This is a genomic window from Microcoleus sp. T3_B1, from assembly GCF_036700445.1.
Lineage (GTDB): Bacteria > Cyanobacteriota > Cyanobacteriia > Cyanobacteriales > Microcoleaceae > Microcoleus.
The window spans coordinates 1-25,204 of record NZ_JAUBOX010000096.1; the positions used below are offsets into that span (position 1 = coordinate 1).

The window sequence follows — 25,204 nt, forward strand, 5'->3', positions numbered from 1 at the left end:
CCGACCCCGAAAGGGGATTTAATTCAATGTAAAGCCGTCCTATAAGGACGGGGCTTCAGACCCAGTTTTTTGGTGACATACTCCACGGCGAAATCTTATATTATGGTCTAGGATTCCAATAGTCGGATTCAGAATATGTTGGGCTTGCTATAAAGTGTTCGCTAGCAGCAATGCAATTGTGTCAATTCCAGAATCTAACCATAGACAAATGTAGCTGATCAAGAGTCGCTCCTCACCGTCCCAAGCGCTCTATCTGTAAGGAGAATTTGTATTATGAAAGATGGACAAGAAGTACGCCGCGTCTCCACAGCCGTCATTGCCGGTGTTTGCGGGTTGGCTTTACTAACGGGAGGGGGCATTGCCTGGTGGACAGCGAACCGTTCGCCCAGCCCCGCAGATACGCAGTCTTCTGCTCAAACTACGGCTCCGCCGCTGTCCCCAAGTCCTGCGGAATCTCCTGCTGTAATTATCCCCGTACCCCCTCCAAATCCTGTACAAGTGCCTACAGCTCAGACGCCTACAGCTCAGACGCCTACAGCTCAGACGCCTACAGCTCAGACGCCTAACGCTCTGATCCCAAAGTCACCGCAGCCAAAGCCTTTGCCGCAGACTGATGTCCAGACAGTGCAAGTCTACTGGGTTAAAGATGCGATCGGCAAATTTGAGGGAGTTCCTACGAAAGTAGCTGTCAAACAAGCTGACAAGCCTGATGCAGCTTTACAAGCTGCTTTTAACAGTTTGTTGGCCGGGCCAAAGGATGCAACTGTTTCTAGCGAAATTCCTAATGGGACAAAACTCAGGGGTTTGAGTGTTAAGAATGACGGAGTTTATGTCGATTTGTCGGCAGAATTTACTTCCGGGGGAGGGAGCAATTCGATGACTGGCCGGTTAGGGCAAGTTATCTATACGGCTACGAGTTTACAACCGAATACCAAGGTTTGGATTTCGGTAGAAGGCAAGCCTTTAGAACTTTTGGGTGGCGAAGGTTTGGAGGTGGCTCAGCCGAGTACCCGCCAAAGTTTTGACAAAAATTTTCCCCTTTAGTAATTATGAGTCATTAGTTAGAAGTCATTAGTTAGGAGTCATTAGTCATCGGTCTGAAGGCAGAGAGTAGGGATTGATAACTGATGACTCATGACTGAGGATTGAGGATTGAGGACTGGCAACTAATTTTCAGTGCTTCGTAGTTAGGCTAAATGCCCGAAAGTGTAGGGCTTGCTGTTCGATCCGGCTGGCAAGCCGATCGCACACCATATTACACAGCTCGAATATTAGCTCGTCTTGCACCTTATAATAAGCTGAAGTTCCTTCACTCCGGCGAGTGAGGATACCAGCTTGGAGCATTAGTTTTAGGTGCTTAGAAACATTGGCTTGACTCGTTTGAGTAGCTTCCACCAATTCTTGCACGCATTTTTCGCCGTCGCGAAGCAAGTTCAAAATTCGTAAACGCATGGGTTCGCTCAAAATACTGAAATACTCAGCAACTTGTTGCACAACCTCTTGCGGGACAGGCTGGGATGACTTCATCAAACTCACCGGAGAGAAGTGATCGGGAAATATTAGCATTTATTCTGTCCATAACAATAAAGTAATCCTTCAATCCGGATTAATTCGCATCAACACTTGACCGTATTCGACAGGTTCGCCATTTTGAACTAAAATTTCCATCACTTGACCGGAGACTTCATCAGCATCGATCTCGTTCATCAGCTTCATCGCTTCAATAATACAGACTGTCTGGCTGACCTTGATGCGATCGCCCACATTGACAAAAGGTGGCTCATCAGGAGCAGCAGCGCGATAAAACGTTCCTACCATCGGCGAGATAATTGGCACCCATTTCGTATCTACAGAAGCAGGTACGGCAGCAGGTGCGGCGACAGGGGCGACGGGTACAGGGGCAGCCAGATCCGCTGCTAAATTTTGGTCAACAGCAGGAGGTGACGCTAAGGTGGGGCTAGGAACCGCGCCCAAGGCGATCGGAGCGACAGTCGCCACGGCAGCAGGGAGCGCAGCAGAGGTGCCTGGTGAACTTGCCAGAATGCCTTTGCGTACTGTCAGTTCAATATCCCCACTTTTTAATGTCAGTTCCGAAATGCCAGTTTTGTCTAATACAGTTAGCAGGTCACAAAGCTGGTTTATGTCTAGTTGCACAGCAGATTCAAGGGTAATTGAGAATTGAAAATTGAAAATTGAAAATTGAAAATTCCGAATCAGGCGAAGCTAGGAGAATTAACCGAGTTTGGAGGCAAAAGGGATAGTTTTTAAGCTGTGAGCGATGAGTATTGAATTTTAACTTCTTTAACTCATAACTCAGAACTAAAAACTAAAAACTCCCTTTTTCTCCCTCGTTTCTACTCTCGGCCGAGGTACTTGTCTTCACGAGTATCAATCCGAATCCGTTCTCCAATGGAAATAAATAGAGGCACCATAACCTGAGCTCCGGTGGAGACGATCGCGGGCTTGCTGCCACCAGTGGCAGTATCTCCTTTGACTCCGGGATCGGTTTGCAGCACTTCCAAGACGACAGAGTTGGGGAGTTCCACTTCCATGATTTGGTCGTTCCAGCGCAGGATGCTGACTTCCATCCCTTCACTGAGGTACTTGACACGATCGCCTATTTGCTTAGCATTGAGGCGACTTTCCTCGTAAGTTTCCATATCCATAAAGACGAACTCGTCGCCCTCTTTATAGGTATGCTGCATCACACTCTTTTCCAGGTTGGCTTGAGGCATAGTCTCGCCCGCCCGGAAGGTTTGTTCTACTACGTTTCCGGTTTGGACGTTTTTTAATTTTGTCCGCACGAAAGCCGAGCCTTTTCCTGGCTTGACGTGGAGGAATTCGATAACCCGCCACACGCCGTTATTCCATTCAATTGAAACACCTGGTCGAAAGTCGTTACTGGAGATCATATAAATTTTTGTGGGCAATCCCGTCGCCTTTGGGCACGGGGGAACTACAGTCAGTCGATTTTAGATTTTAGATTTTAGATTTTAGATTTACTCCACAGATGAATTTGGGAGATTGAACCTTGGTCTAAAATTTTGATCTCTCCACGACAGGAGTCTGGGGATTGTATCCGTTTTTGAGCGGGTCAGGTTAAAGCCGCAGTCTAGCTGACGGCATCAAAAAGCAATTGGCATTTTATTTTACCGTTCAAAGGGAGCAAGTGCTGTACTGAAATGTTAATGGCAGTGGGCAGTGGGCTGTTGTCAGTTGACCGAAAGCATCCAGGATACAAGCCCCCGGATTCATCCGTCCAGAAATAAAAAACCTGTATCCGATAAAGGAACCCCCGAATTTATCCGTGGGGTCGCCTCTAAAATCTAAAATCTAAAATCTAAAATCTAAAATCGATTGACTGTTGTTAGTGGGCAGATCCTCCCTAGCCAAACCAACAGACACTTTAGATGGGTAGCAGCAAAGGCGGGCGGGCAGCGCTGTGGGAAGATAAGAGAGGCAATAAAAGTTAAAGTTATGTTGCATTGGCCTAATTTCTCGATCGATACGTGCAAGCGCTGGGTCAAAACCGTCGCTTTAGCGCTCTTGCTGTTCACTCTCTCCCTGAGTTTCAGTGCAGTCTCCCATGCCAAACGCCCCAGTAGCAGTATGCCTGCAGGGAATGCGATTACGGACGGCCGGGCGCTGCTGCGCTTCGCTTTACCTATTGACAATCAGACTGTGCGAGATTTGCAAATCAGTCTCGAAGACATTGGCAACCACATACGATCTAAACGTTGGGGGCCCATTAGCAGCGATGTCAGCAAGGCTTCCAGGATTCTCAACCTTCGGGAGTCTGACCTTTTAGAGAGTATTCCCGACGCCAAAAAGCCGCAAGCTGAGGCGCTAGTTGCAGGAGTCAAGGAGAAAATTGCTCAACTGGAAAAGGCTGTTGAGGCTAAAGACAGGGACAAAGTGATTGACTTGAAAGCCACCATCCTAGGTTCCGTAGGCGAAATCGAAGAGTTGATGGTGACAAAGTTTCCGTTTGAAGTGCCTGCCAAGTATGCTAATCTGCCTCAACTGAAAGGGCGCGCTACTGTGGCTGTACAAACTGAAAAAGGGGAAATTACTGTTGTGGTTGACGGCTACAGCGCCCCGGTTACGGCTGGTAATTTTGTGGATTTAGTCGATCGAGGTTTTTATGACGGTTTGCCGTTTATTCGATCGGAAGAATCCTACGTTTTGCAAACGGGAGACCCCGAAGGCAAGGAAGAGGGTTTTATTGACCCAGCTACTGGCAAATACCGGAATATACCGCTAGAAGTGCTCGTCAGGGAGGAAAAAGAACCTATTTACGGGATTACTCTAGAAGATGCGGGGCGTTATCGCGACGAACCTGTTTTGCCTTTTTCTGCTTTCGGTACTGTGGCAATGGCCCGTACAGAAACTGACCCTGATAGCGCTTCTTCTCAGTTTTTCTTTTTCTTGTTTGAACCTGAACTCACGCCCGCTGGTCTGAATCTGTTGGACGGCCGCTATGCTGTTTTTGGTTACATGATTGAAGGAAAAGAAGTTTTGGAGCAACTGAAGCAGGGAGACAAGATTGTATCTGCTAAGGTAGTTAAAGGAATCGAAAATTTGGTGCGACCTCAAGTTTAATTAATGAGGGCGATTGAAATCGCTTTGACACCAAAGTGACGGCGATTGAAATCGCTTTTACAGAAACAAAGCCCGCCTGCGCGGGCTGAAAAAATCAATAGTGACAGGCATTGAAATCTTTTCTAAATAAAGCAAGGTAACGGCGATTGAAATCACTTTTACACAGACAAAGCCCGCCGGAATCATGCTGGAAGAAGAGATAATTTTTATATAGCCTTTCTCAGAAAGATGAGGTACTCATGGGCATAGGGCATAGGGCATAGGGCATAGGGCATAGGGCATACCTCACCACGCTTGAGAACCGCTATAGTTACGTTATTGAAATTAGGAATTCCATCGAAAATATGGCTATTTTACAATTTTTATTGGTAATGGGTTTGGGCGGCTTCGCAGGTTTGTTGATTGTCAAAAATGTGAATGAAAACAAGCAAAAGCAGCGGTTGGATGAGGCTTTTTATCAGTTGTTGGAAACTCAAAACAGTCAAATTTCGCTGATTCAACTGGCTGCTAGTGCTAGGGTTGAGGCTGAAGTTGCTCAGCAGTATTTAACTCGGCAAGTTAAGATTTTTTCGGCGGTTTTAGAGGTAGATGATGAAGGAGATACTTTTTATAGGTTTCCTAGGTTGCGCTTGCCGCCGAGTTCTGGTAAGGAATGGTGAATTGAGAAAGTGCGATCGACTAATTCCAAATTATGCAAGTTAAAGATATCGGTGAACAAGGTCTTTTAAGAATATTGCAAAAATTCTGCCCCGCAGAAATAGTGGGTGATGATTGCGCCGTAGTTCCGACAAATCCCAACCAATCTCTGGCTATCACTACAGATATGTTGGTGGATGGAGTGCATTTTAGCGATCGCACTACGGGGCCTTATTACGCAGGATGGCGCGCCGCAGCGGCGAATTTGTCGGATCTGGCTGCGATGGGAGCAACACCTCTGGCGGTGACTGTAGCCCTCGCTGTGGCGGGGGATACGGCTGTGGAGTGGGTTGAAGAGTTTTATCGGGGGATGACGGCTTGCTTGCAAGAATATGATACGCCGATCGTCGGTGGCGATGTTGTGCGATCGCCCGTGGTGACTGTGGCGATTACGGCTTTTGGACAAGTTGAGTGCGATCGTACCATTAGTCGGTCAAATGCGCGATCGGGCTGGGCGATTGTCGCTACTGGGGTTCACGGAGCATCGCGCGCGGGATTAGAATTGCTGTTAAATCCAGAATTCGGGCAAAATCTGGAAAAGGTCGATCGAGCTTCCTTAATTCTCGCTCATCAGTGCCCTAAACCGAGGCTGGATGTTTTGCCGGTTGTTTGGGAAATATTAGCTTCCGAAGGCGCGATGGAACCCCCCCTCAGTCCCCCCCTTGCTAAGGGGGGGCCGGGGGGGGTTCCATCCCCAATTGCAATCGCCGGAATGGACAGTAGCGACGGTTTAGCAGATGCTATTATTCAAATTTGTCGGGCTAGCGGTGTTGGCGCAAAAGTCGATCGCACAAAAATACCAATTCCCGATATTTTCAGCGAAATTGGATCACCAGAACAAGCTTTAGATTGGGCATTATACGGCGGAGAAGACTTCGAGTTAGTGCTGTTTTTGCCGATCACAAATGCTCAGTTATTAGTGGAAAGAATAGGAAACGCAGCCGCGATTGTGGGAATCACTACTGAGAGCATCGATATCTGGTTGACTGATAGCACCGGTGTTTATCCTGATGCTATATTAAAGCTCGATCGAGGATTTCAACACTTTTGAATTATCTCGCTTGTCCGCATAGGCGGACTTGGTTTGTGTAGAGGCGGTTTCAACCGCCTGGTTTTTGCCCGTTACAGATTTTCCGCCCCCGAAATGTTGACTCTGTTATTGTAAGCAGTAGCCAGATTATTTTGGGTTTGCGTCCATTTTTCGCTACCGGGCTCCCGATTATTTAAAACTATTTGATAACCCGCAATGGCAATTTCAATATTATTCCCTTTATTCCCACTCGGAAACTCACTAATATGACTACTCAAATTTTCAATCAGACCGATAATTGAGCTAATTGTTGGGGCATTTTCGCCAGTAATTAACTTCTGACTTACTTGCTGTAAAGTCTCGGAAAAACTGGCATTCAGGAGATGTTGCCGTTGCTCTAGCATTGGGTAAATTACTGCAATATCGCTATTGCTATCTTGTTCTGCTTGCAATAATTCAATGAAAAAATTTGCATACTCTTGGGAATTTTCGCCTTGAGAGTTCTCGCTATTGCCCTGATCGTTCATCTCGATGAGTGGCCATAGCTGACTGGCTAGATTTCGCAGGAAATTAGCGCCATTCTCCCCTCCTTGTTCTGCTAAGGTTGATGCTACTAACTCGCAGGTTTCCATAAATCCGCGATCGAGTAATTCGGAGTTATCCTGTAAAATCTGCGGTTCCTCTCCGTTGGGGCAATTCAGGAGAGTGTGAATTAATTGCAGATAGGCTTGGGCGCGGTTTTCTTCCATTGTGGGGAGTTGTGAATAACACCGGAATTGATTTTAGCATAATTTTACGATATTTTGTAGGGGCGGATTCGCCAACCATATATAACAATTACCCACCATCTATATAAACCCACCCTCCCACCACCTATAACCCACGTCAACCTAAAATTTGCCTCGCCTCGCCCAAATGTAAATGATGATTCTTGGGGAGTTGTGAATAACATCGGTATTTATTTTAGCATAATTTTACCATATTTTGTAGGGGCGGGTTCGCCAACCATATATAACAATTACCAACCATCTATATAAACCCGCCCTGCCACCACCTATAACCCACGTCAACCTAAAATTTGCCTCGCATCGCCCAAATGTAAATGATGATTGTTGGTTGGGTGGGGCGGGTTTTTTAGATTGTTTATTTCAGGCAATTATGGTTGGTGAACCCGCCCCTACAGGATGTATGAAAGATTATTTGGATTGTGCGCGGGTGGCCAGAAACCGGGTTTTTGGGAGATACTTCATTACAGTCGATAAAAATCGTAAACACCCGGTTTATTTGGAATTTTAACCGCATATTTTCATGCTAACGTCTAGATAATGCTACCTTTGGCATTAATCTATCCAAAATTTGCTCGATCGCAATTACTGTCCAATCAATATCAGCTTCTGTGGTTTCTCGCCCTAGAGTCAAGCGAATTCCACCAACTGCACCGATTTCGTCATATCCCATTGCTAATAATATCGGACTGGGAGTTAGTTTGCCGCTGCTACAAGCAGAACCGGAACTAATGCCAATTCCTGCTAAATTTAGCTGCCGCACCAGAGTTTTGCCTGTGATTCGCCCTGTATCTCTTTGTTGATAAGGGCGGGAGGAAGGGGAGACTATGCAAAAACTGACGTGGTGCGGTAGCCGACAATATCGATCGCCAGTTGGTACTAAACTGGGTACGTGGGATAATCGGTCAAAAAGTCGATCGCGCAATCCAATTAACCTCGGCGTTTCCACATCAATTTCCTGCAATGCTAACTCCGCCGCCACCCCAAAACCGACAATTACCGGCAGCGCTTGTGTCCCGGAACGCAGTTTCAATTCTTGGCCACCACCGCCTAACATTGGCACTAATTCTACTCCCGGACGCACGTAAAGCGCCCCCGCACCTTGCGGCCCGTAAAGTTTGTGACTGGAAAGGGAAAGCAAGTCTACGGGCAGTTTTTGCACGTCAACTTGCAGCTTGCCGGCAACTTGAACTGCATCGGTATGAAACATGATATTGCGATCGCGAGCAATTTGTCCTAATGCCTCAATTGGTTGGATCGTCCCAACTTCGCTTTGTCCGTAAATGATTGAAATTAACACTGTATTCGATCGCAGCGACTCTTGCAAATCCAAAGGGTGAATGCGCCCAAATTTATCCACTGGTAGCCGCGTCACTTCCCATCCCAACTGTTCGAGTTGTCGCGCCGGTTCTGCTACTGCGGAATGCTCTACGCTGGAGATAATAATATGCTGCGGCTTTGTATAAAGACGGGCAATTCCCATAATTGCCAAATTGTCCGCTTCAGTGCCACCACTGGTAAAAATCATCGATTCCGGTAGCGCGTTAATCAAGCTAGCAACCTGCATTCTTGCTAATTCTAAAGCTGTCGCCGCCCTTTGTCCCCACTCGTGCAAACTGGAAGGATTGCCCCACTGCTGAGTCAGGGCTTTTTGCATGGCTTGAATCGCTTCTGGGCGTGCGGGTGTTGTGGCACTATAGTCTAGGTAAATTTGCATGATTTTAAATAACTAATGACTAAGGACTAATGACTAATGACTAATGACTAATGACTAATGACTAATGACTGATAACTAACTTCCTGGTTTGCAGACGTTGTAGTCTTCGTGCGACAAAACTTTTTGGGGAGTTAAGAAAGTGCCACAATCTTCACAAAGCATTCTGTAGTTGCGAGTTACAGGAATACTGATTATTAAACGGTTGTGACGCAGGCGTTTGCCGCCGAAATCTCTGTAATTCTTATTTTCGCCCAAAGCTGCTATAATTGCCCGGGCTTTAGTGACTACGTGGTCGGGCAGACCTCTGAGATCGATGGTATCTCTAGCAAATGATGCTTCCCTCTCTTGTTTTTTGGTTTGTTTTTGTGTCAGCACTTCAACGTACTGCTGCTGCGCCACCAACTCTTGCGTGCAGCGATGGCACGCTTTACCATATCCTTTGTGACCGCACGGAAAAATTCTTTTTCTTTTAGCCATAAAGCAGCGGTATCGGGTTTGACCCACGCCCCTGAATGCTGCTACCCTACCAGTGATGCTTCCGGCATCGAGGCAGTTCTACAAGACGTAAAATCTATTCCCTTGCATAAATTTAATAGGTTGTAACTTTACTTGATCCAATAGCTTTGAACTGTGAGAAGGCTAATAACCTCTATATTTATTAAAATTTTGTGGCTGTATTGTATTATCATTTACTCGGTTTCTGTTGTGCGGGGCTGCTGGCGATCAATCTGGCGGGCTGCGGACAAACAAAGCAAGACGTGCAGAATTTACCTCTCAGTCTGGCTCCATTGCCTCAAGACCCCTTGTTGCAAGTATACTTCAATCAGTCGATCGCTTCGAGTTATACAGAGCCTTACCGCCAGCAAACTAGACCTGGAGATGATTTAGAAAACTTGATCGCTGTGGCGATCGCTAGTGCTGGATCGACGGTAGATGTTGCGGTTCAGGAGTTTCGCTTGCCCGGTATTGCGAGGGTTTTGGCCGATCGACAGCGATCGGGAATTAAAGTTAGATTAATTGTCGAACATATGTATAGTCGCCCTTGGAGCGATTTTACAGCCCAGGAATTGGCGAAATTACCGGAAAGAGAGCGCGATCGTTATAGCGAATTTGTGCAACTTGCCGATCGCAATAAAGACGGTAAATTGACTGCCGATGAAATCAAGCAAAACGATGCTTTGGTAATTGTCAAAGATGCGGGAATTCCTGTAATTGACGATACTGCTGACGGCAGTAAAGGCAGCGGTTTGATGCACCACAAATTTGTGGTAATTGACGGCAAAACGGTAATCGTCACTTCTGCTAATTTTACCACAAGCGATATACATGGCGATTTCAAGACAGCAGCAAGTCGCGGCAATGCGAACAATTTGCTGAAAATTGAAAATGCTCAAATAGCGCAACTATTTACTCAAGAATTTAACATCATGTGGGGCGACGGGCCCAAAGGCAAACCGGACAGCAAGTTTGGCATCAAAAAGCCGTTTCGTCAAGTGCAAAAAGTAAGAGTAGGGAATTCGACAGTTGGGGTGCAATTTTCGCCGACTTCTCCGACTTTGCCTTGGGAAAAAAGCGTTAACAGTTTGATAAATCGAAATTTAGGTAGTGCGAAAAAGTCGGTTGATTTGGCATTGTTTGTATTTTCGGCTCAGCGGTTGTCAAATACTTTGGAAATTGAAGCTAGCCGGGGAGTTGCGGTGCGAGCTTTAATTGACTCTAATTTTATTTATCGCTCTTACAGTGAAGGTTTGGATATGATGGGGGCGACTTTGATGCAAGATTGCGGGTTAGAAACTGACAATCGCCCTTGGAGAAAGCCGCTGACTACGGTGGGAGTGCCGCTGTTACCAATGGGCGATCGCCTGCACCACAAATTCGGCGTTGTGGACGGCAAAACGGTGCTTACAGGTTCTCACAATTGGAGTGAGGCTGCAAATCACGGGAATGACGAGACGCTGCTGGCGATCGAAAGTCCCACAGTTGCGGCCCATTTTGAGCGGGAGTTCGATCGGCTTTACAAAGGTGCAACCTTGGGAATTCCCCCCCGCATCAAACAGAGAATTGACGCTAAGAAAAAAGAGTGCGATTCACTACAAGCAGCATCAAAATCTGCGAGTGCTAAACCTCAAATTGCTGCGGGTAAAAAGTTAGTTAATTTGAATGCAGCGAGTCAGGAAGAATTAGAAACCTTGCCTGGGGTTGGCCCGAAGTTAGCCGAGAGAATTATTGCAGCGCGGCAACAGCAACGTTTTACCTCTTTGGAGGATGTGGCACGGGTACAGGGAGTTGGGGACAAGATTTTAGAGAGATGGCGCGATCGAGTAACTTGGTAGTTAAGTTCGTACTCCTGAAATGTTGCACCATTCTCAAGAACAGGCAAGATGCCTGTTCCACAAGAAAATTCACTCTTTGTGGAACGGGCATCTTGCCCGTTCATAAAAGGCTTATTGACAATAGTGCAACATCTCAGTAATCAGGACTTCATTCCTGACTCTAAAAAGTTCACAGTCATAACTTCCGCCCTTCCTTTGGAAACTCAGCATCCAAGACTCAAGCCCTCACTAGAAACCTATTCGATATACTTTGACAACACCTCACCTCTCAAGTTAAAATAACTCCTAAAAAAAATGCTATCTATTCACATTAGAGGTAGAGAGAGATGAAACACGCCAGATTTATTACGGGGAGGCCACAAATCAAATTCCTAGCTATTTTGGTGGGGGCTTTTTTTTTGACGCTAGCAGCTTTCACAGTTAGCGCCCAGCAGACTAGCGAAGCACAATTTAGGGTCAAAAACGAAAACGCTTTTAATATTAATTTGATTCAATTTAAGCGCACTGAATATGTAGGGCCGTGTGCCGGTACTGTCTTCTCCCCTGATTCGCAAAGCGCTCGATTTGTCTCCAGCAAAACTCCTCCGGCCCCTAACAGGAGGGTGATGATTAAAAATGTGACTGATGGCATGGAAACTAACCCCTATCCCTACACCGACAGAAGTTACGACAAAGGCGAGTTTTCCGAGGATTTTGCATTTAAGTTGGGTAACAGTCATAAAACAAGAACTTTTTCGGTTTTAGAGGGAGAAAATAAGTTTCTCTATGAAATTAAAGAAAATGACCAAGTTATAGAACAGGGTGCGCTTACGGCTGAAGTTTCTATACAGAACTTAGGTACTTTTCCCCGTCAGCAAATTTGTCAAGATCGGGTAGAATGTCGGGATACATCTGATTGTCGCGACAGTAAAGGCAGAAAAAGAAGTTGCAGACGAGAGTGTTTTCCTGTTCAACAGTGTCGCTGTCCGTAACTGCTTGAAAAATACCTAATTCTTTTAATTAACCCCAGAGGAATAAAAGAATAAGGGCTAAAATTAATTAAGAGAACTCAAACCGGAGCGCGGATAAATATGTCTCAGTCTGTTTTACCTGTTTCGGAAACCGATCGAGTTGATGCTTCGCCCACCTTAACTTTTGAAGAATATCTTGTCTATGAGGGAGAACCTGACGTTCTCTACGAACTTCACAGGGGAAAATTAATACCGATGGCAGCCGCAACGGCTTTACACGCAAGCATCTGCGAATTCTTAGTTTACATATTGCAGCGTTACTTAGCTGAACACAATCTCGATTTGGTGGCAAAAACTAATGTGGGAGTGAGAACGGAAGAGAATTCCTCGCGGATTCCTGATGTGATTGTTTGTACTCAAAGTCTTTGGGAACAACTGCTTGCCAGACCTGGTGCTGGCGTCTTCGATTTAGATGAAACGCCAGTGTTAATTGTTGAAGTTGTCAGCCAAAACGAGCGTCAAGATTACGTGACAAAAAGAGCAGAATACGAAAATGCTGGAGTGCCGGAATATTGGATGGCAGACCCTAAACCTAACCGGACTAGGGTCAGAGTTGTAACTTTGCCGGAAAATGAGACTGCTTACGAACAAGCGAATTTTTTCCCTGGGCAAAACATCGTGTCTTTACAGTTTCCAGATTTGATTTTATCAGTGGATCAAATTCTCTCTCCCCCACTTGTCGAAGATTTAATCAGACAAGAACAATCTCGATTACAGCAAGCTGACAGACTGGCGGCGCGCTTGCGGGAGATGGGAATAGACCCGGACGCTATTTAGCACTAAAGTGTCCTTTTGAGATTCGGAATTACTCGTTACCAGGCAGAGCCTGGTAACGCAGATCCGGAGGCTCTGCCTCCAATTTTCATGAAAGCAAACGAGGCAGAGCCTCGCTTACATCGGTTCCCAGGCACAGCCTAGGAACCAGTTAAGAAAATTGAGTTTTTGTGGAACAGGTCGGAGTGCCTGTTCCGCGAAAATCAAGTAATGGGGTGAAAGTAGAATGCCGCTCCTAACACAATATATGTTGCTAAAAGCAGCACTCCTTCGAGCCAATTAGAGCGCCCGTCGATACTGATTAGATTCGCAATTGTCACGGCGATGGCAACTGCAACTACTTCAAACGGATTGAAGTTTAAATCCATCGGCTGATGAATCACTAATCCGATAATCACCAACACCGGCGCTACCAGCAAAGCAACTAGCAAACTCGAACCCATTGCGACAGAAACTGACAAATCCATATTGTTTTTCATCGCAACTCCCACCGCAGTTACATATTCAGCGGCGCCGCCAACAATCGGCAACAGAATTACCCCTGTAAACAGTGGCGTTAATCCCAATCCTTTGGTAGTTTCTTCGACAACACCAACGAAAATTTCTGATTCAAAAGCAACGGCAACAGTTGAGGCAACTAGCACCCCTATCCACAACCACAAATTCGGTTTGTGCGTAGTAGATTCTTCTTTGGTATTTTGAGGATTTTCTGACTCTAGTTCTACTAAGCCAACATCGTAAAGATAGCTGTGCGTTTTTAATGAAAATAGCAGAGTTAAAGCATAAACTGCAATTAGGACGATCGCAGTTATTAAGGAAAGATTTTGAATGGCTGCGGGTTCGACTCCATTGGAGGTGTAAATTACCATTGTCGGCAGCAGGATGGCAATCACTGCTAGAGTCATTGTGGAACCGTTCACCCGCGCGATTATTGGCTTAAATTCCTGTTCTTTGTAGCGGATTCCTCCTAGCAGCATGGAAAATCCCATGACTAAGAGCAAGTTGCTGATAATTGTACCGGTTATGCTGGCTTTCACAATGTCAATTAAGCCGGCTTTCAGGGCAACTATGGCAATAATTAATTCCGTAGCATTGCCGAAGACTGCATTTAATAAGCCGCCTATGGAGGGGCCTGTAACGATCGCCACTTCTTCTGTTGCTGTGCTCAACCAAATCGCCAGAGGTATAATGCCTAAAGCGGATGTGATGAAAACTGCGAGGGAACCCCAGTGCAAATACTCAGCGGCGATGGAAATGGGGATAAAAATTAACAGCGCTATGGAAAGAATCTTTTTGATTGACATAGGAACTCGGATGGTGTAAGGAAGGGTGATGTCGAGTTGTCGGGGCGATCGCAAAGTTGATTTTACACTATTCAACTATTCTCTGACAATTCTGCTGGCAAGTGCGATCGATAAATGGGAATTTTTAACCGGAAATGCACCCAGAGCGAGGCAGATTGAATATAATAGAATTATATCGACATCGGTGAAAAGATATGTCTCAATCTGTAGTGCCAGTTGTTGAATCAAAGCAAATTGATACTTCACCAACCTTAACCTTTGAAGAATACCGATTTTATCAAACTGATTCCGATCTACAATATGAACTGTACAAAGGCAAATTAATTCCGATGCCAACCGCCACAGTTTTACATATCAAAATTTGCGAATATTTAGTTTACAAATTGCAGCGTTACCTAGCTGAACACAATCTTGACTTAGTAGCAAAAACAGGTCTGGGAGTAAGAACAGAAGAAGATACATCTCGGATTCCTGATGTAGTTGTTTGCACTCAAAGTCTTTTGGAACAAGCTGGTGCTAGACCAGGTTCTGGTATCCTCGATTTTGAGGAAAAGCCCCTGTTAGTCATAGAAGTAGTGAGTCAAAATCGGCGCGCAGATTATGTGATTAAACGAGCTGAGTACGAACTAGCTAACGTACCTGAATATGTAATTGTTGACCCTACACCTAACAAGGAATTGGTGCGAGTTTTAGCCTTTCCTGAAGGGGAAGACATCTATACGCAGACTGATTTTAGGGCGGGGCAACAAATAGTGTCTGTAGTATTTCCTAATCTGACATTATCAGTGAATGAAATACTGTCTCCGCCATTAGTTGAAGGGTTGATTAAAGCAGAACAAGCTCGGTTCCAGGAACTTGAGCAGCAAGCTGATGAGCAGCGCCAACGGGCGGAAAGATTGGCGGCGAGGTTGCGAGAATTAGGAGTAGATCCCGATCGCATTTAGGAGGTTTCTGTCAGATCCCCGAATTCTTAAAAAAGTCGGGGATCTGGGTATTCTGTTGTTTGAGGTGGGCTTGATACTGTGCAGCTATTCAACCCAACGCACCCGCACAAAATGAGCTTCGCGTCCCCAGAAGTCGTGACTTACAGTAATATCAACAACACTCAAATTAAACGGAATAGCAGTGGTGACGTACCGCTGAGCCAGAGCTCCCACATCAGGGGCTAACTGAGCCGCAGCAGCCGCCGCTGCACCCAAACCTAAAAGTTGTAGAATCGGCCCGCGAGGCAGGGCTAAATTGATGCCAACAGCAAGTCCTGCCGTTAGCAGCATTGCCACCGACAAATTCGTGCCACAGCGGGGATGTACAGCTAAATCCCACTCTCCGCTGGCAATCCGCTGCAAAGCCTCGCGCACTGCCTGACGCAACTGTGCAATGTTAACGTGACCATAAAGATAAAACCCTTGGTCTGTGGACATTCCGCCCAATAACTCATTATCGGTTCTTGCTGTCGTCGCACCAAACGATTGGCTTAGTACCCAAACAGTAGCGTGTTCCAAAGCATGAACTTGGCGCAAAGTCAAGACTTCCTTCAAACCGGGCACAAAATTGAGTTGTCGCAACAAATCAGCATCTTGAGTCCGCTGCGGGGCAAAGTCGAAGGGAAACTGGCCGGTGTGGCCGGAAGCAGAAGCAGTAGTTGTCATATCAAAACGCCTCCATTAACTCCAATTAAGTGGATATTTAAGATTAGCAATTCGGTTGAGAAAAAGCCGATCGTAAATTATCAATAGTTGTGACTTTAAAACCTAGCAAGGGCAGGTTTTGTGCAAAAATTATTAGCCCTCAACCTGCCCTTACTAATAGAGCGCACTTATTTCCAGTTTATCGTTCGAGCCGCTGGCCGTCGCGGAACACTCCCGGAAACCGCCGGCCACTGGTATCGATAATTGTCCCTTTGCCGTGAGGCAATCCCTTGCGGAACTCTCCCTGATAGCGGATACCATTAGCAAACGCGCAGCTACCCCTAGCATCGAGTTCTTGATTATAGAACTGTCCCGAACACCGGGTACCGTCAGCGCGGGTGAACACCCCCGTACCCAAAGGCTTGCCCCCTAAAAATTGACCGACAAAGCGATCGCCGTTAGCAAAAATGAATTGCCCCTGTCCTGTCGGCGTACCCACTTTCCAATCCAGAGAAAACGGGCCTATATAGCGATCGCCATTAGTAAAAATAGCTGTCCCGGAGCTGATTCTGCCATCTCGGAATATGCCCTCGACGCGGGCGTCGTCCTTAAATATAAATTGTCCTCGACCGTTTGGCTGGCCTTGACGGAACTGCCCCTCATAGCGATCGCCGTTGGAATATACGTATACCCCAGTGCCACTCGGCAAACCGTTAACGAACTGTCCGATGTAGCTATCACCGCCGTCATAGTCGCACCTAACTCTACCTGTAGCGATAGCTGGGACGCAACGACCACTCGGAGCTCCTACCCCTACTTGCGCCATTGATGGCAAGGGATAAGTCGCGTAACTACCAATTCCCAACACTGATGTAACTAATAGAGCGATTCCACTGGTTTTAAAACGGGAAATCATTAACAAAGTCTCTCCTATACGCTTCTGGATATTATTTTGCTTCGTCATTTGTCTTTTGTCCGATTTCTGGTCAAAAGTGGCCTGAAAACCTCAATTTATGCTTTACGAAACTCCGCGTTTGCCGTTGCGAAATACCCCCGGAAAGCGCCTGCCGCTAGCATCGATCATCGTTCCGACACCGTGAGGCACTCCCTTTCGCAATTCTCCTTCATAGCGCGTACCGTTGGGGAAAGTGCAGGTGACACTAGCATCTAGTTCTTGATTAAAAAATCTGCCGGAACAGCGAGTGCCGTCTTTGCGTACTAATACCCCTGGGCCAAAGGGCGAACCTGCAAAGAATTGTCCTTCGTAGCGATCGCCGTTGGAGTAAAAAAATTGACCCCGCCCTGCTGGTTGGCTGCTAATAACATTAGTCTGAAGGTTCTGGACGACTCCGAAGTCTCCCACGTAGCGCTCACCGTTGGGGAAAACCACCGTCCCATATCTCATCGTGCCGTCTTGGAACACGCCTATGTAGCGGGCATCATCTTTAAAAATGAATGTCCCTCTACCATTGGGCACTCCCTTCCGAAATTGTCCTTCGTAGCGATCGCCATTAGCGTAAACGTAGACTCCACTGCCGTCGGGGAGGCCGTTAACGAAGTTTCCCTCGTAATTATCGCCTGTCTCGTAATTGCATTTCACTCTTCCCGTCGGAGGATTTCCTTGGCAGAAGGGAGAGCGTTTTTCTTCTTCGGGTTTTGCCTCTGGTGTTGGCTGTGGTGTTGGTTGAGCCATTGATGGCTGGGGATTCAAGAGATTAGTGGCGCTGCCTATACAAGAAGCAACTAATATCACCATCCCTAATTTTTGAATTGAACCGAGCATGAGAAATCTCCTTTGACTTCCATTACTAATAGGGATTTTATAGAAGCTAAGACTCGCTGAAAAGTCTTCTATTTTTTAATCCCTAATGTTTCTTCCCAGAAGCGACTAACTCACTCTATATTAATTTTACCTTCAGATTCGATATCAGCCATAAACCCTAAGGGCAAAAATTAGAGTTTTTGCCCTTAGCATTTTTCATGCTTTAATGTCAATTTTCAGCGCCGCGTTGAGCTATTCGGATTTGGCCGACGGCTAATAACTGCATTGGCGGGTTTTTGTTCGCGACTTGCAGGTTTTTCGCCAACACCTTTGGCTACCTCAACGCCGTTTTCCTCTAGAATTACGACGGGATCTCCTCCGGGCTTGATATCCACCCGCTTCACCAACACTTGCCCGTTAGACAACCGCTGCCCGACTTTGACATATCGGCTGGTTGGTTCATTCGGTACTTTGACAATCACTTGCGTCTCGTTCCCGACTTTTACCACCCCACTGACTTCAGTGCCTGTAGCGAGGTCAGTAGAAGGCGGTGGCGGTGCTGCAGGAACTACGGGTATCTGGGGAGGAGGTGGGGGATTGGGGTCTCTCCACTGGGGCGGGCGCTTGTCTACTGGCAGTTCCGGCAGATCCGGCACTCCTATGGGTCTAGCTGCAATGGGCTGGGGCGGGCGCGGGGGTGCAGGACGGCGCGGATTCCTACCGGTAGTTGGTGATGAAGTTGGACGGCCGCCCAATTGAGGCGTATTGAGTCCCGGAACTTGGCGCGGCGAGCCAATTTCCGATCCATCGCCTCCCGGCAGAGAAGGATCTCCGGGGCGACTGCCCAATTGAGGCGTATTGAGTCCCGGAACTTGGCGCGGCGAGCCTATTTGCGCGCCTTCGCCTCCGGGAAAACCTGGCTGTCCGGGGCGACTGCCCAATTGAGGCGCATTAAGTCCCGGAACTTGGCGCGGGGAGCCAACTTCCACGCCTTCGCCTCCCGGCAGAGAAGGATCTCCGGGGCCCGCTGCTATTAACGGTGATCCCGCTGGGCGACGCCCTACTGGCGGGGGGTTTAGCCCAGGCACTTCTGGCAACCGGGCTAATTCCCGACCCAGGGCCCTCTCGCCTTCGGGCTGACGATTTGTCGGACTTTCGGATAGAACTGGCAGAAGAGGAGCTTTTGCGATTGTTCGCGCCTCATAGTCTTGATCGCGGAGGGCTGCATCAAGTCTATTCTTACCCTGTCGCCAAACTGCTTGCAGCAAATTTCCTCGCGTCACGCAAGAAAGTTCCCCCCTTCTTACTGTCGGCGGTCGATATACCTCAATTGCCTCGGCAATTTCCGGCACGATGGAACATCGGAGAGCATCAGCAGGTGATCTTTCTCCATAAATGTCCCACAAGTTTGAGGCTGTCCGATATTCATCCAGGGCCTTTTCTATTCTTCTGAATAATGGTCGGTTAGTTAGTAGTAACTCTCGTCTGACTACACCAACATTATCCTCTCTCAATGTTCCGTAAATAGTGTCGACCAATGTACCCACATCCCTATCGTACTCAGAGTTTTGTGTGGTCTCGTCTAGCAAAGCCTGAAGCGTCCTGAATTCGTTGACAACGCGTCTTGCTGTCGGGCTGAGATTGATTTGGGGAGCGGCCGGGCCTCTGAGCTTAGTTCCTCCAATTTGGACTGGGCGGGATAGTTCTGGCAGTTTAGGTATCATTGCCACCTGTCGCTGTGGCAGTTTGGGCAACGGATTGGCTGTCATGGGCCCTGCTGGGACTCCGCCGGGGATATCGCCAACTCCGGGAGGGTTTTGAACTGCGATCGGTGGCAGCGGCCCAAAGGGGTCTAACTGAGAAGGATTCGGTGTCACAGGGCCTTGGGGCACCGGCTGAAGCGGAAGCGTTGGATTCCTGTTTTTGTTGTTGCCGATGCCTGTTTGAGCCTGTCTCGCTCGTTCGTCTGGGTTGGTCGATCGAATTAACCCTGGAGGCTGGGCCGCTACTACTGGAGACTGGAATGTCTGAGTTCCTGGGGTGGGGCTGGCAGAGGCTGCCGGAGATGGAGAGGCTGCACTGGGGCTGGGGCTGGGGCTGGCTGTGTTGCTGCCCTCGCCACCACAGCCTGCGATCGAGAAAGCTAGTAGTCCTATAGTTGCAAAATATAAAAGTTTGTGCATTGCCGATCGTCCCCAAATGCTTAATTTCAAGATATCCAACAAGGCTCTGCAATTACAGCCTGTTGCCGTTTATCAGTTTATCTGTGTTCGATGTTATGCGATCGCTTGAAAATTGCCAAGTTTTCCTCACGATCCGATCGGACTCTTCGGCCGCTGGGTTTTGTGGAGCAAGTTAGGATATCAATGGCGGTCGTTGTGGGAAATATTGAAGCAATCAAGGTATTTAGATCATGGCAAAAGTGATTCTCAAGCGGATTTGGCGATCGGGCTTTGTTTTTGCGACCGTTTTGGTGGGTGTGGGATCGGTGGGGGGCGGCCAGGTGCATTCTGATTCACATCAGCCAGAAACCCAGGTGATGACATTGATGCCCGATGTGAGTTCCCAGCAGCACGCGCGGCGCAGCTATCCCGTTCCCCGCAGGGGTTCCCGAAGGGTAGGGAATCGCACTATAACGGGATCGGGATTGACAACTGGCAAATTGTACTCTCAGTTTTGGAACCCGTCAAATGGTGGTGCCAAACCCCCAGCAAATCAACGGGCGAAGCCTCCGGGGAATCCACAGGTATTTCAAGCTAAAATCAAGCGTCGCGCAGGCGGGACGCCGGTGATTGATGTGGTATTTAACGGCAACCAGACTTTTGAGATGATTCTCGATACCGGCGCCAGTGGCACTTTGATTTCTCAGCGGATGGCTACTGCACTGGGAGTGAGGCCGGTGCGTACCATCAGAGCGGGGATCGCTGACGGTAGCTTTGTCGAGTTCCCCATCGGCGTAGTGCGATCGATTCGGGTTGGGGGTGCTGCGATCCAAAATGTCGAAGTGGCGATCGCCAAACAAATGCCAATAGGTCTGCTCGGTCACGATTTCTTTGGCAATTACGATGTCAAAATTAAAAAAGATGTTGTAGAATTTTATGTCCGCTGAAAGTGAGCCGATTCGGAAACGGATTTTTGCTCAACTGGTTTAAAGTTATTCCCAGCCCAGTCAAAGCTGTTTAATCTATTCCTTGAGGCAGTAGTAAAAGTCCGCCATCTGTGGTATTCTTTTTAGTGTTTAAATAGCAACCTACCGTTAAACAATTCGTGAAAATGCGGCCGCAAAAGCAGGGTCGCTGTTGGTGAGATAGGTAACAGCCTCCGACTGTGCATTCACAGTACAGCCCAAGGCAATCAATTAAACAATTCCCAAAGCAGGTCGAGATTAGTTCCCACAATGCTGTGGCTAAGGGAATTTTGGTTGGCATTGTTCAGCCGGAGCCGAGAAAATATGTAAACTGATTAGCGGCAGATGTTCCGCAAAATCGGAAATCATGAAAATCGAGAAATTAATTATTGTAAATAAGGTATTCACATGGCACAAGCGTCTGTATCTCCTGTAGTGCTGATTATTCTAGACGGCTGGGGTTATCGTGAAGAAAAAGACGGAAATGCGATCGCCACTGCGAAAACACCCGTGATGGACAGTCTCTGGGCCGCTTATCCCAGAACTCTGATTAAAACATCGGGCCGGGCGGTAGGGCTGCCAGACGGACAAATGGGTAACTCAGAGGTTGGTCACTTGAATCTGGGCGCGGGTCGCGTGGTTCCTCAAGAGTTGGTGCGGATCTCGGATGCAGTGGAAGACGGTTCTTTGCTCAACAATAAAGCGCTGGTTGGGCTTTGCGAGAAAGTTCGCGCCACGGGCGGCAAGTTGCACCTGACTGGTCTTTGTTCTGAAGGTGGGGTTCATTCCCATCTCAGTCATATTAAGGGTTTGCTGCAATTAGCAAAAGCACAGGGAATTTCGGATGTTTGCATTCACGCGATTACAGACGGCCGTGATACTACTCCGAAAGAGGGTGTCGAAGCTCTAGGCAAGATTGAAAGTTATATCGCAGAGGTAGGGGTGGGTCGGATTGCGACCATCAGCGGCCGCTACTACGCGATGGACAGGGACAAGCGCTGGGATCGGGTGCAGCGGGCTTACGAGGTGATGACGACTGAGGGTGCGCCTGACGGTCGATCGGCGGTTGATGTGTTGCAGGCCTCTTATGCTGAAGGAGTGACCGACGAGTTTGCAGTTCCGACTCGGATTGCTCCGGGGGCTGTGGCATCGGGGGATGGGGTAATTTTCTTTAATTTTCGCCCGGACAGGGCTAGAGAATTGACTCAGGCTTTTGTGGTGCCCGATTTTAAGGGGTTTCAACGGCAGTTAATTGAGCCGCTGGCGTTTGCGAGTTTTACTCAGTACGACCCGAAGTTGTCGTCGGTAATGGTGGCTTTTGAACCGCAGAATTTGAACAATATTCTGGGCGAGGTGATTTCTAAGCACGGTTTGCAGCAGTTGCGGACGGCGGAAACTGAAAAGTACGCTCATGTGACTTATTTTTTTAATGGGGGTCTGGAAGAGCCTTTTATCGGGGAACACCGGGAGTTGGTGCAGAGTCCGATGGTGGGGACTTACGATGAGGCGCCCCAGATGTCGGCGGATTTGGTGACGGATGGGGTGGTGACGGCTTTGGAAAAAGGCATCTATTCGTTGATGGTGATTAACTACGCTAACCCGGATATGGTGGGTCATACGGGGATGATGGATGCGACGATAATTGCGATCGAAACTGTGGATAAATGTTTGGGGCGGCTGGTAAGCGCCATTAGTAAAGCTGGGGGAACGGCAATTATTATTGCTGACCACGGAAATGCTGAGCAGATGTTTGACGATGACGGGAATCCCTGGACGGCTCACACTACTAACCCCGTGCCGTTTATTCTGGTAGAAGGTGAAGGTCTGAAGATTCCGGGCCACGGAACGGATGTTCCTCTGAGGGCGGATGGTTCTTTGGCGGATATTGCGCCGACGATTCTGGAGCTGTTGAGGTTGCCTCAGCCCCCGGAGATGACGGGACGTTCTATGATTGAACCCGCTAATTTTGAAGTTCGCGCCAATCGCACTCCGGTGCGAGTCCGATTGTAGTAGGGACGCAGGATTAGGGACAAAGGCGGCGCCGTGCATTGGTGTCAACTTAAGCTGTCATCCGCCCAGTCCTCCCGCCCATCCGGTAGTCCGCCAGGGAATGAATTCCCTGTCTAATAGCGAAAGTCCTCTCAAGAGGACTAATGAGTTTAAAAATTCGGCGTTGGTGAATTGGGGTATGAAATTTGTAGGGGCAATCCCCCCGTGGTTGCCCCACTGCTGACAGCGTAAGCACTTAGAATTACCCCATCAGGCAAAATCATACTTGGATTCAGCAGTACCAAAAATTCTTCTTTTCAGTCCTCTTAAGAGGACTTTCGCTTTGAGACAGGGAATTCATTCCCTGGCGGACTGGCGGACTAACAGCTTAATTCGACAACAATGGGTACGATGCTGTGTCCCGGAGGAGATTGTGCGCGATCGACCGAATTTGATATGATAATAAATTACCGATTACTAATTACCAATTACCCCCGATTATGGATATTGTTTCTGTGTTACAAGTTATCTGGTCTTTGTCTGCTTTAGGACTTGTGATTTTTGTGTTGCTGCACAGTCCTAAAGGCGATGGTATTGGAGGGATTGGCGGACAAGCTCAATTGTTTACCAGCGCCAAGAGTGCAGAAACGAGTCTGAACCGGATTACTTGGGGTCTGTCTATTGTTTTTATGGGTTTGACTGTGATTTTGAGTGCGGGTTGGTTGACCCCTAAGTTATAAAATTCGGATTTTTAACCACATTAGCTCACGGGCGAGACGCCCGTGCCACATTAGCTCACGGGCGAGACGCCCGTGCCACATTAGCTCACGGGCGAGACGCCCGTGCCACATAAATAAATATTGTGGGGTGTAGGGGTTGGGCTTCTAGCCCGCCCTAAAGATGAAATTTAAGTGCGGTTGCAAAAATGCGGTTGGGGAAAGTGACATTAAAACCTCGATTGCTGGCTGGTTTGGGATTGGCTTTATGTTGTTTTAGCCTGATAGTTTTTACTCAGGTTAATACTCCGGCAACGAGTCTTTCTTCTCTCCCGAATAGTTTCCCGAATCCACAGGTTCATCCTTTGCCGCCCACGCTGGCCAATTGGCAAGATTCCACCGAGAGCGGTGATTATTTTGACCAGGTTAAGCCACCGAATTTCGGTCATTTGTTGTGGTCTAAGTTTCCGATTCAGGTTTATGTTGAGCGTCCAGTTGATGCTAATAAGTCTGAAGAATGGGTGGCGGCTGTGTTGGATGTGGTGCGGGAATGGGGGGTTTATTTGCCTTTGGAAGTGGTGGATAGTTCGGAGCGGGCTGATATTAGGATTTTACGTCGGGCTCCGCCTTTGCGTCAAGGGGTTTTGCGATCGCGCTCTGGAGAGGCTACCTATGAATTGTACGCCCGTCGCGATGGGGATAAAACTGTGTTATCTCATCGGTTTTCGGTTTATTTGAATCCGACTCAAGTGGGTAAGTATATTCCGGCGACGGCGCGGCACGAGTTGGGTCACGCTTTGGGAATTTGGGGCCACAGTTTGATGGAAACTGATGTGCTTTATTTTTCTCAAGTGAGAAACCCTCCGCCTATTTCGGCTAGGGATGTCAATACTTTGAAGCGCGTTTATGAACAGCCGACTCGGTTGGGGTGGTAATATTAGTTTTGATATGTAAAATCGTGTCAGTAAAAAGATGAAAGATGAAGCTTTTGGCATTGTGCCAGTTTTTGCGACTGAAACTGATAGTTTGTTTTTGTTGATTCAACATCAAGCGGGACATTGGGCGTTTCCTAAAGGTCACGCGAATCAGGGAGAATCGGCGCTAGAAACGGCGAAGCGGGAGTTTGAGGAGGAAACTGGCATCCGCGATTGTGAAGTGCTTGAGGAGCCTAGTTTTGTGGAACGTTATTCCTTTGTTAAGGAAGGGAAGCCTAGTTCTGTGGAACATTATTCCTCTGCAAAGGAAGGAGAATCAATTGAAAAGACTGTTACTTATTTTTTGGCTTTTGTAAATTCAATGGAAGTTCAGTTGCAAGTAGAGGAAGTGCAAAATTCGACCTGGAGTTCATTTGAGGATGCAGTTAAGCTGATTACTTTTGATGGGAATCGGCAAGTTTTAAGGGAAGTCAAAGCATTTTTGGACGCGAGGAAGGAGTGTTAATCTGTCTTGGATACACACACTTGTTTATGTAGGATGTGCATTGTTCACTTTACGCTATAAGTAGCCTGTTAAAGCACTTTTGCGTCCGCGAATGTTAATATCTAGTCCGGTTATACGATCGCAATTAAGTTTGTAGTAAGGACTTTAGTGCTTAGTGACTGCAAGCTTTAAGAGAGAGCTCGGTTCCTTACTACAAACAAATTATTTGGTTAGATAAGCTGTTGTACCTTTAAATAGGGTATAATAAAAAAGGAGTTTAGTCAATCTCTACAAAAATGCCAGCTAAAAACC

24 protein-coding genes are annotated in these 25,204 nt (G+C 47.5%); 13 read left to right on the forward strand and 11 right to left on the reverse strand.

Annotation, left to right across the window (positions count from 1 at the left end; genetic code table 11):
- Positions 1-273: 273 nt before the first annotated feature.
- Positions 274-1,044: a GerMN domain-containing protein gene (locus tag QT990_RS31100; RefSeq protein ID WP_333143344.1), complete on the forward strand. Its 771-nt coding sequence runs from the start codon at positions 274-276 to the stop codon at positions 1,042-1,044.
- 129 nt (positions 1,045-1,173) lie between these two features.
- Here QT990_RS31100 and QT990_RS31105 read toward each other — a convergent pair whose 3' ends face one another.
- The 3 genes from QT990_RS31105 to efp form a co-directional block, all read right to left on the reverse strand.
- On the reverse strand, positions 1,174-1,566 hold the full coding sequence (locus tag QT990_RS31105) for an ArsR/SmtB family transcription factor (RefSeq protein WP_006631662.1): 393 nt from the start codon (positions 1,564-1,566) through the stop codon (positions 1,174-1,176).
- Between the two features lie 30 nt (positions 1,567-1,596).
- A complete protein-coding gene (accB, locus tag QT990_RS31110; protein ID WP_333143343.1) occupies positions 1,597-2,154 on the reverse strand; it encodes an acetyl-CoA carboxylase biotin carboxyl carrier protein in 558 nt (185 codons plus the stop codon).
- Positions 2,155-2,354: 200 nt separating this feature from the next.
- Positions 2,355-2,912, reverse strand: a complete 558-nt coding sequence (efp, locus tag QT990_RS31115; protein WP_333058573.1) for an elongation factor P — start codon at positions 2,910-2,912, stop codon at positions 2,355-2,357.
- A gap of 565 nt (positions 2,913-3,477) precedes the next feature.
- On the opposite strand from efp, the gene QT990_RS31120 reads away from it, so the two are divergent.
- The 3 genes from QT990_RS31120 (at position 3,478) to thiL (ending at position 6,349) form a co-directional block, all read left to right on the forward strand.
- Positions 3,478-4,602 (forward strand): peptidylprolyl isomerase, encoded by a 1,125-nt coding sequence (locus tag QT990_RS31120; protein ID WP_333143347.1) that lies wholly within the window; start codon positions 3,478-3,480, stop codon positions 4,600-4,602.
- Between the two features lie 344 nt (positions 4,603-4,946).
- Positions 4,947-5,261 (forward strand): hypothetical protein, encoded by a 315-nt coding sequence (locus QT990_RS31125; protein WP_333058575.1) that lies wholly within the window; start codon positions 4,947-4,949, stop codon positions 5,259-5,261.
- A gap of 32 nt (positions 5,262-5,293) precedes the next feature.
- Positions 5,294-6,349 carry a thiamine-phosphate kinase gene (gene thiL / locus QT990_RS31130; RefSeq protein WP_333466184.1) on the forward strand — a complete coding sequence of 352 codons (1,056 nt, stop codon included), beginning with the start codon at positions 5,294-5,296 and terminating at the stop codon, positions 6,347-6,349.
- 71 nt (positions 6,350-6,420) lie between these two features.
- Here thiL and QT990_RS31135 read toward each other — a convergent pair whose 3' ends face one another.
- The 3 genes from QT990_RS31135 to QT990_RS31145 form a co-directional block, all read right to left on the reverse strand.
- Positions 6,421-7,077: a hypothetical protein gene (locus QT990_RS31135; protein WP_333143339.1), complete on the reverse strand. Its 657-nt coding sequence runs from the start codon at positions 7,075-7,077 to the stop codon at positions 6,421-6,423.
- A 562-nt stretch (positions 7,078-7,639) separates the two neighbouring features.
- Complete coding sequence (locus tag QT990_RS31140) at positions 7,640-8,830, reverse strand: cysteine desulfurase family protein (RefSeq protein ID WP_333285228.1); 1,191 nt, start codon at positions 8,828-8,830, stop codon at positions 7,640-7,642.
- Between the two features lie 75 nt (positions 8,831-8,905).
- Entirely contained in the window at positions 8,906-9,307 is a 402-nt protein-coding gene (locus QT990_RS31145) for a DUF7682 family zinc-binding protein (RefSeq protein ID WP_333285226.1), read from the reverse strand.
- 191 nt (positions 9,308-9,498) lie between these two features.
- Between QT990_RS31145 and QT990_RS31150 the strand changes: the two genes are divergently transcribed.
- The 3 genes from QT990_RS31150 to QT990_RS31160 all read left to right on the forward strand — a co-directional run bounded on the left by QT990_RS31150 (position 9,499) and on the right by QT990_RS31160 (position 12,950).
- Complete coding sequence (locus QT990_RS31150; RefSeq protein WP_333285224.1) at positions 9,499-11,163, forward strand: DUF655 domain-containing protein; 1,665 nt, start codon at positions 9,499-9,501, stop codon at positions 11,161-11,163.
- A 326-nt stretch (positions 11,164-11,489) separates the two neighbouring features.
- Positions 11,490-12,134, forward strand: coding sequence for a hypothetical protein (locus QT990_RS31155; protein ID WP_333466185.1), 645 nt, complete (start codon positions 11,490-11,492; stop codon positions 12,132-12,134).
- A gap of 99 nt (positions 12,135-12,233) precedes the next feature.
- Positions 12,234-12,950: a Uma2 family endonuclease gene (locus QT990_RS31160; RefSeq protein ID WP_333143333.1), complete on the forward strand. Its 717-nt coding sequence runs from the start codon at positions 12,234-12,236 to the stop codon at positions 12,948-12,950.
- 200 nt (positions 12,951-13,150) lie between these two features.
- Here QT990_RS31160 and cax read toward each other — a convergent pair whose 3' ends face one another.
- Positions 13,151-14,251, reverse strand: coding sequence for a calcium/proton exchanger (gene cax / locus QT990_RS31165; RefSeq protein WP_333143346.1), 1,101 nt, complete (start codon positions 14,249-14,251; stop codon positions 13,151-13,153).
- Between the two features lie 194 nt (positions 14,252-14,445).
- Between cax and QT990_RS31170 the strand changes: the two genes are divergently transcribed.
- Positions 14,446-15,195, forward strand: a complete 750-nt coding sequence (locus tag QT990_RS31170) for a Uma2 family endonuclease (protein ID WP_333143332.1) — start codon at positions 14,446-14,448, stop codon at positions 15,193-15,195.
- Positions 15,196-15,279: 84 nt separating this feature from the next.
- Here the strand turns inward: QT990_RS31170 and QT990_RS31175 are convergent, their stop codons facing one another.
- The 4 genes from QT990_RS31175 to QT990_RS31190 form a co-directional block, all read right to left on the reverse strand.
- A complete protein-coding gene (locus tag QT990_RS31175; protein ID WP_333143331.1) occupies positions 15,280-15,900 on the reverse strand; it encodes a DUF6391 domain-containing protein in 621 nt (206 codons plus the stop codon).
- A gap of 178 nt (positions 15,901-16,078) precedes the next feature.
- Positions 16,079-16,795 (reverse strand): MORN motif-containing protein, encoded by a 717-nt coding sequence (locus QT990_RS31180; RefSeq protein WP_333143345.1) that lies wholly within the window; start codon positions 16,793-16,795, stop codon positions 16,079-16,081.
- 102 nt (positions 16,796-16,897) lie between these two features.
- Complete coding sequence (locus QT990_RS31185; RefSeq protein WP_333143330.1) at positions 16,898-17,662, reverse strand: MORN motif-containing protein; 765 nt, start codon at positions 17,660-17,662, stop codon at positions 16,898-16,900.
- 215 nt (positions 17,663-17,877) lie between these two features.
- On the reverse strand, positions 17,878-19,824 hold the full coding sequence (locus tag QT990_RS31190) for a hypothetical protein (protein ID WP_333300628.1): 1,947 nt from the start codon (positions 19,822-19,824) through the stop codon (positions 17,878-17,880).
- Between the two features lie 230 nt (positions 19,825-20,054).
- Between QT990_RS31190 and QT990_RS31195 the strand changes: the two genes are divergently transcribed.
- The 5 genes from QT990_RS31195 (at position 20,055) to QT990_RS31215 (ending at position 24,913) form a co-directional block, all read left to right on the forward strand.
- Positions 20,055-20,750: a retropepsin-like aspartic protease gene (locus QT990_RS31195; RefSeq protein ID WP_333143328.1), complete on the forward strand. Its 696-nt coding sequence runs from the start codon at positions 20,055-20,057 to the stop codon at positions 20,748-20,750.
- Positions 20,751-21,176: 426 nt separating this feature from the next.
- Positions 21,177-22,778, forward strand: a complete 1,602-nt coding sequence (gpmI, locus tag QT990_RS31200) for a 2,3-bisphosphoglycerate-independent phosphoglycerate mutase (protein WP_333143327.1) — start codon at positions 21,177-21,179, stop codon at positions 22,776-22,778.
- Between the two features lie 479 nt (positions 22,779-23,257).
- A complete protein-coding gene (gene secG, locus QT990_RS31205) occupies positions 23,258-23,497 on the forward strand; it encodes a preprotein translocase subunit SecG (protein ID WP_333103648.1) in 240 nt (79 codons plus the stop codon).
- Between the two features lie 185 nt (positions 23,498-23,682).
- Complete coding sequence (locus QT990_RS31210; RefSeq protein WP_333466186.1) at positions 23,683-24,408, forward strand: peptidase; 726 nt, start codon at positions 23,683-23,685, stop codon at positions 24,406-24,408.
- 37 nt (positions 24,409-24,445) lie between these two features.
- Positions 24,446-24,913, forward strand: coding sequence for an NUDIX domain-containing protein (locus QT990_RS31215; RefSeq protein ID WP_333466187.1), 468 nt, complete (start codon positions 24,446-24,448; stop codon positions 24,911-24,913).
- Positions 24,914-25,204 lie beyond the last annotated feature (291 nt).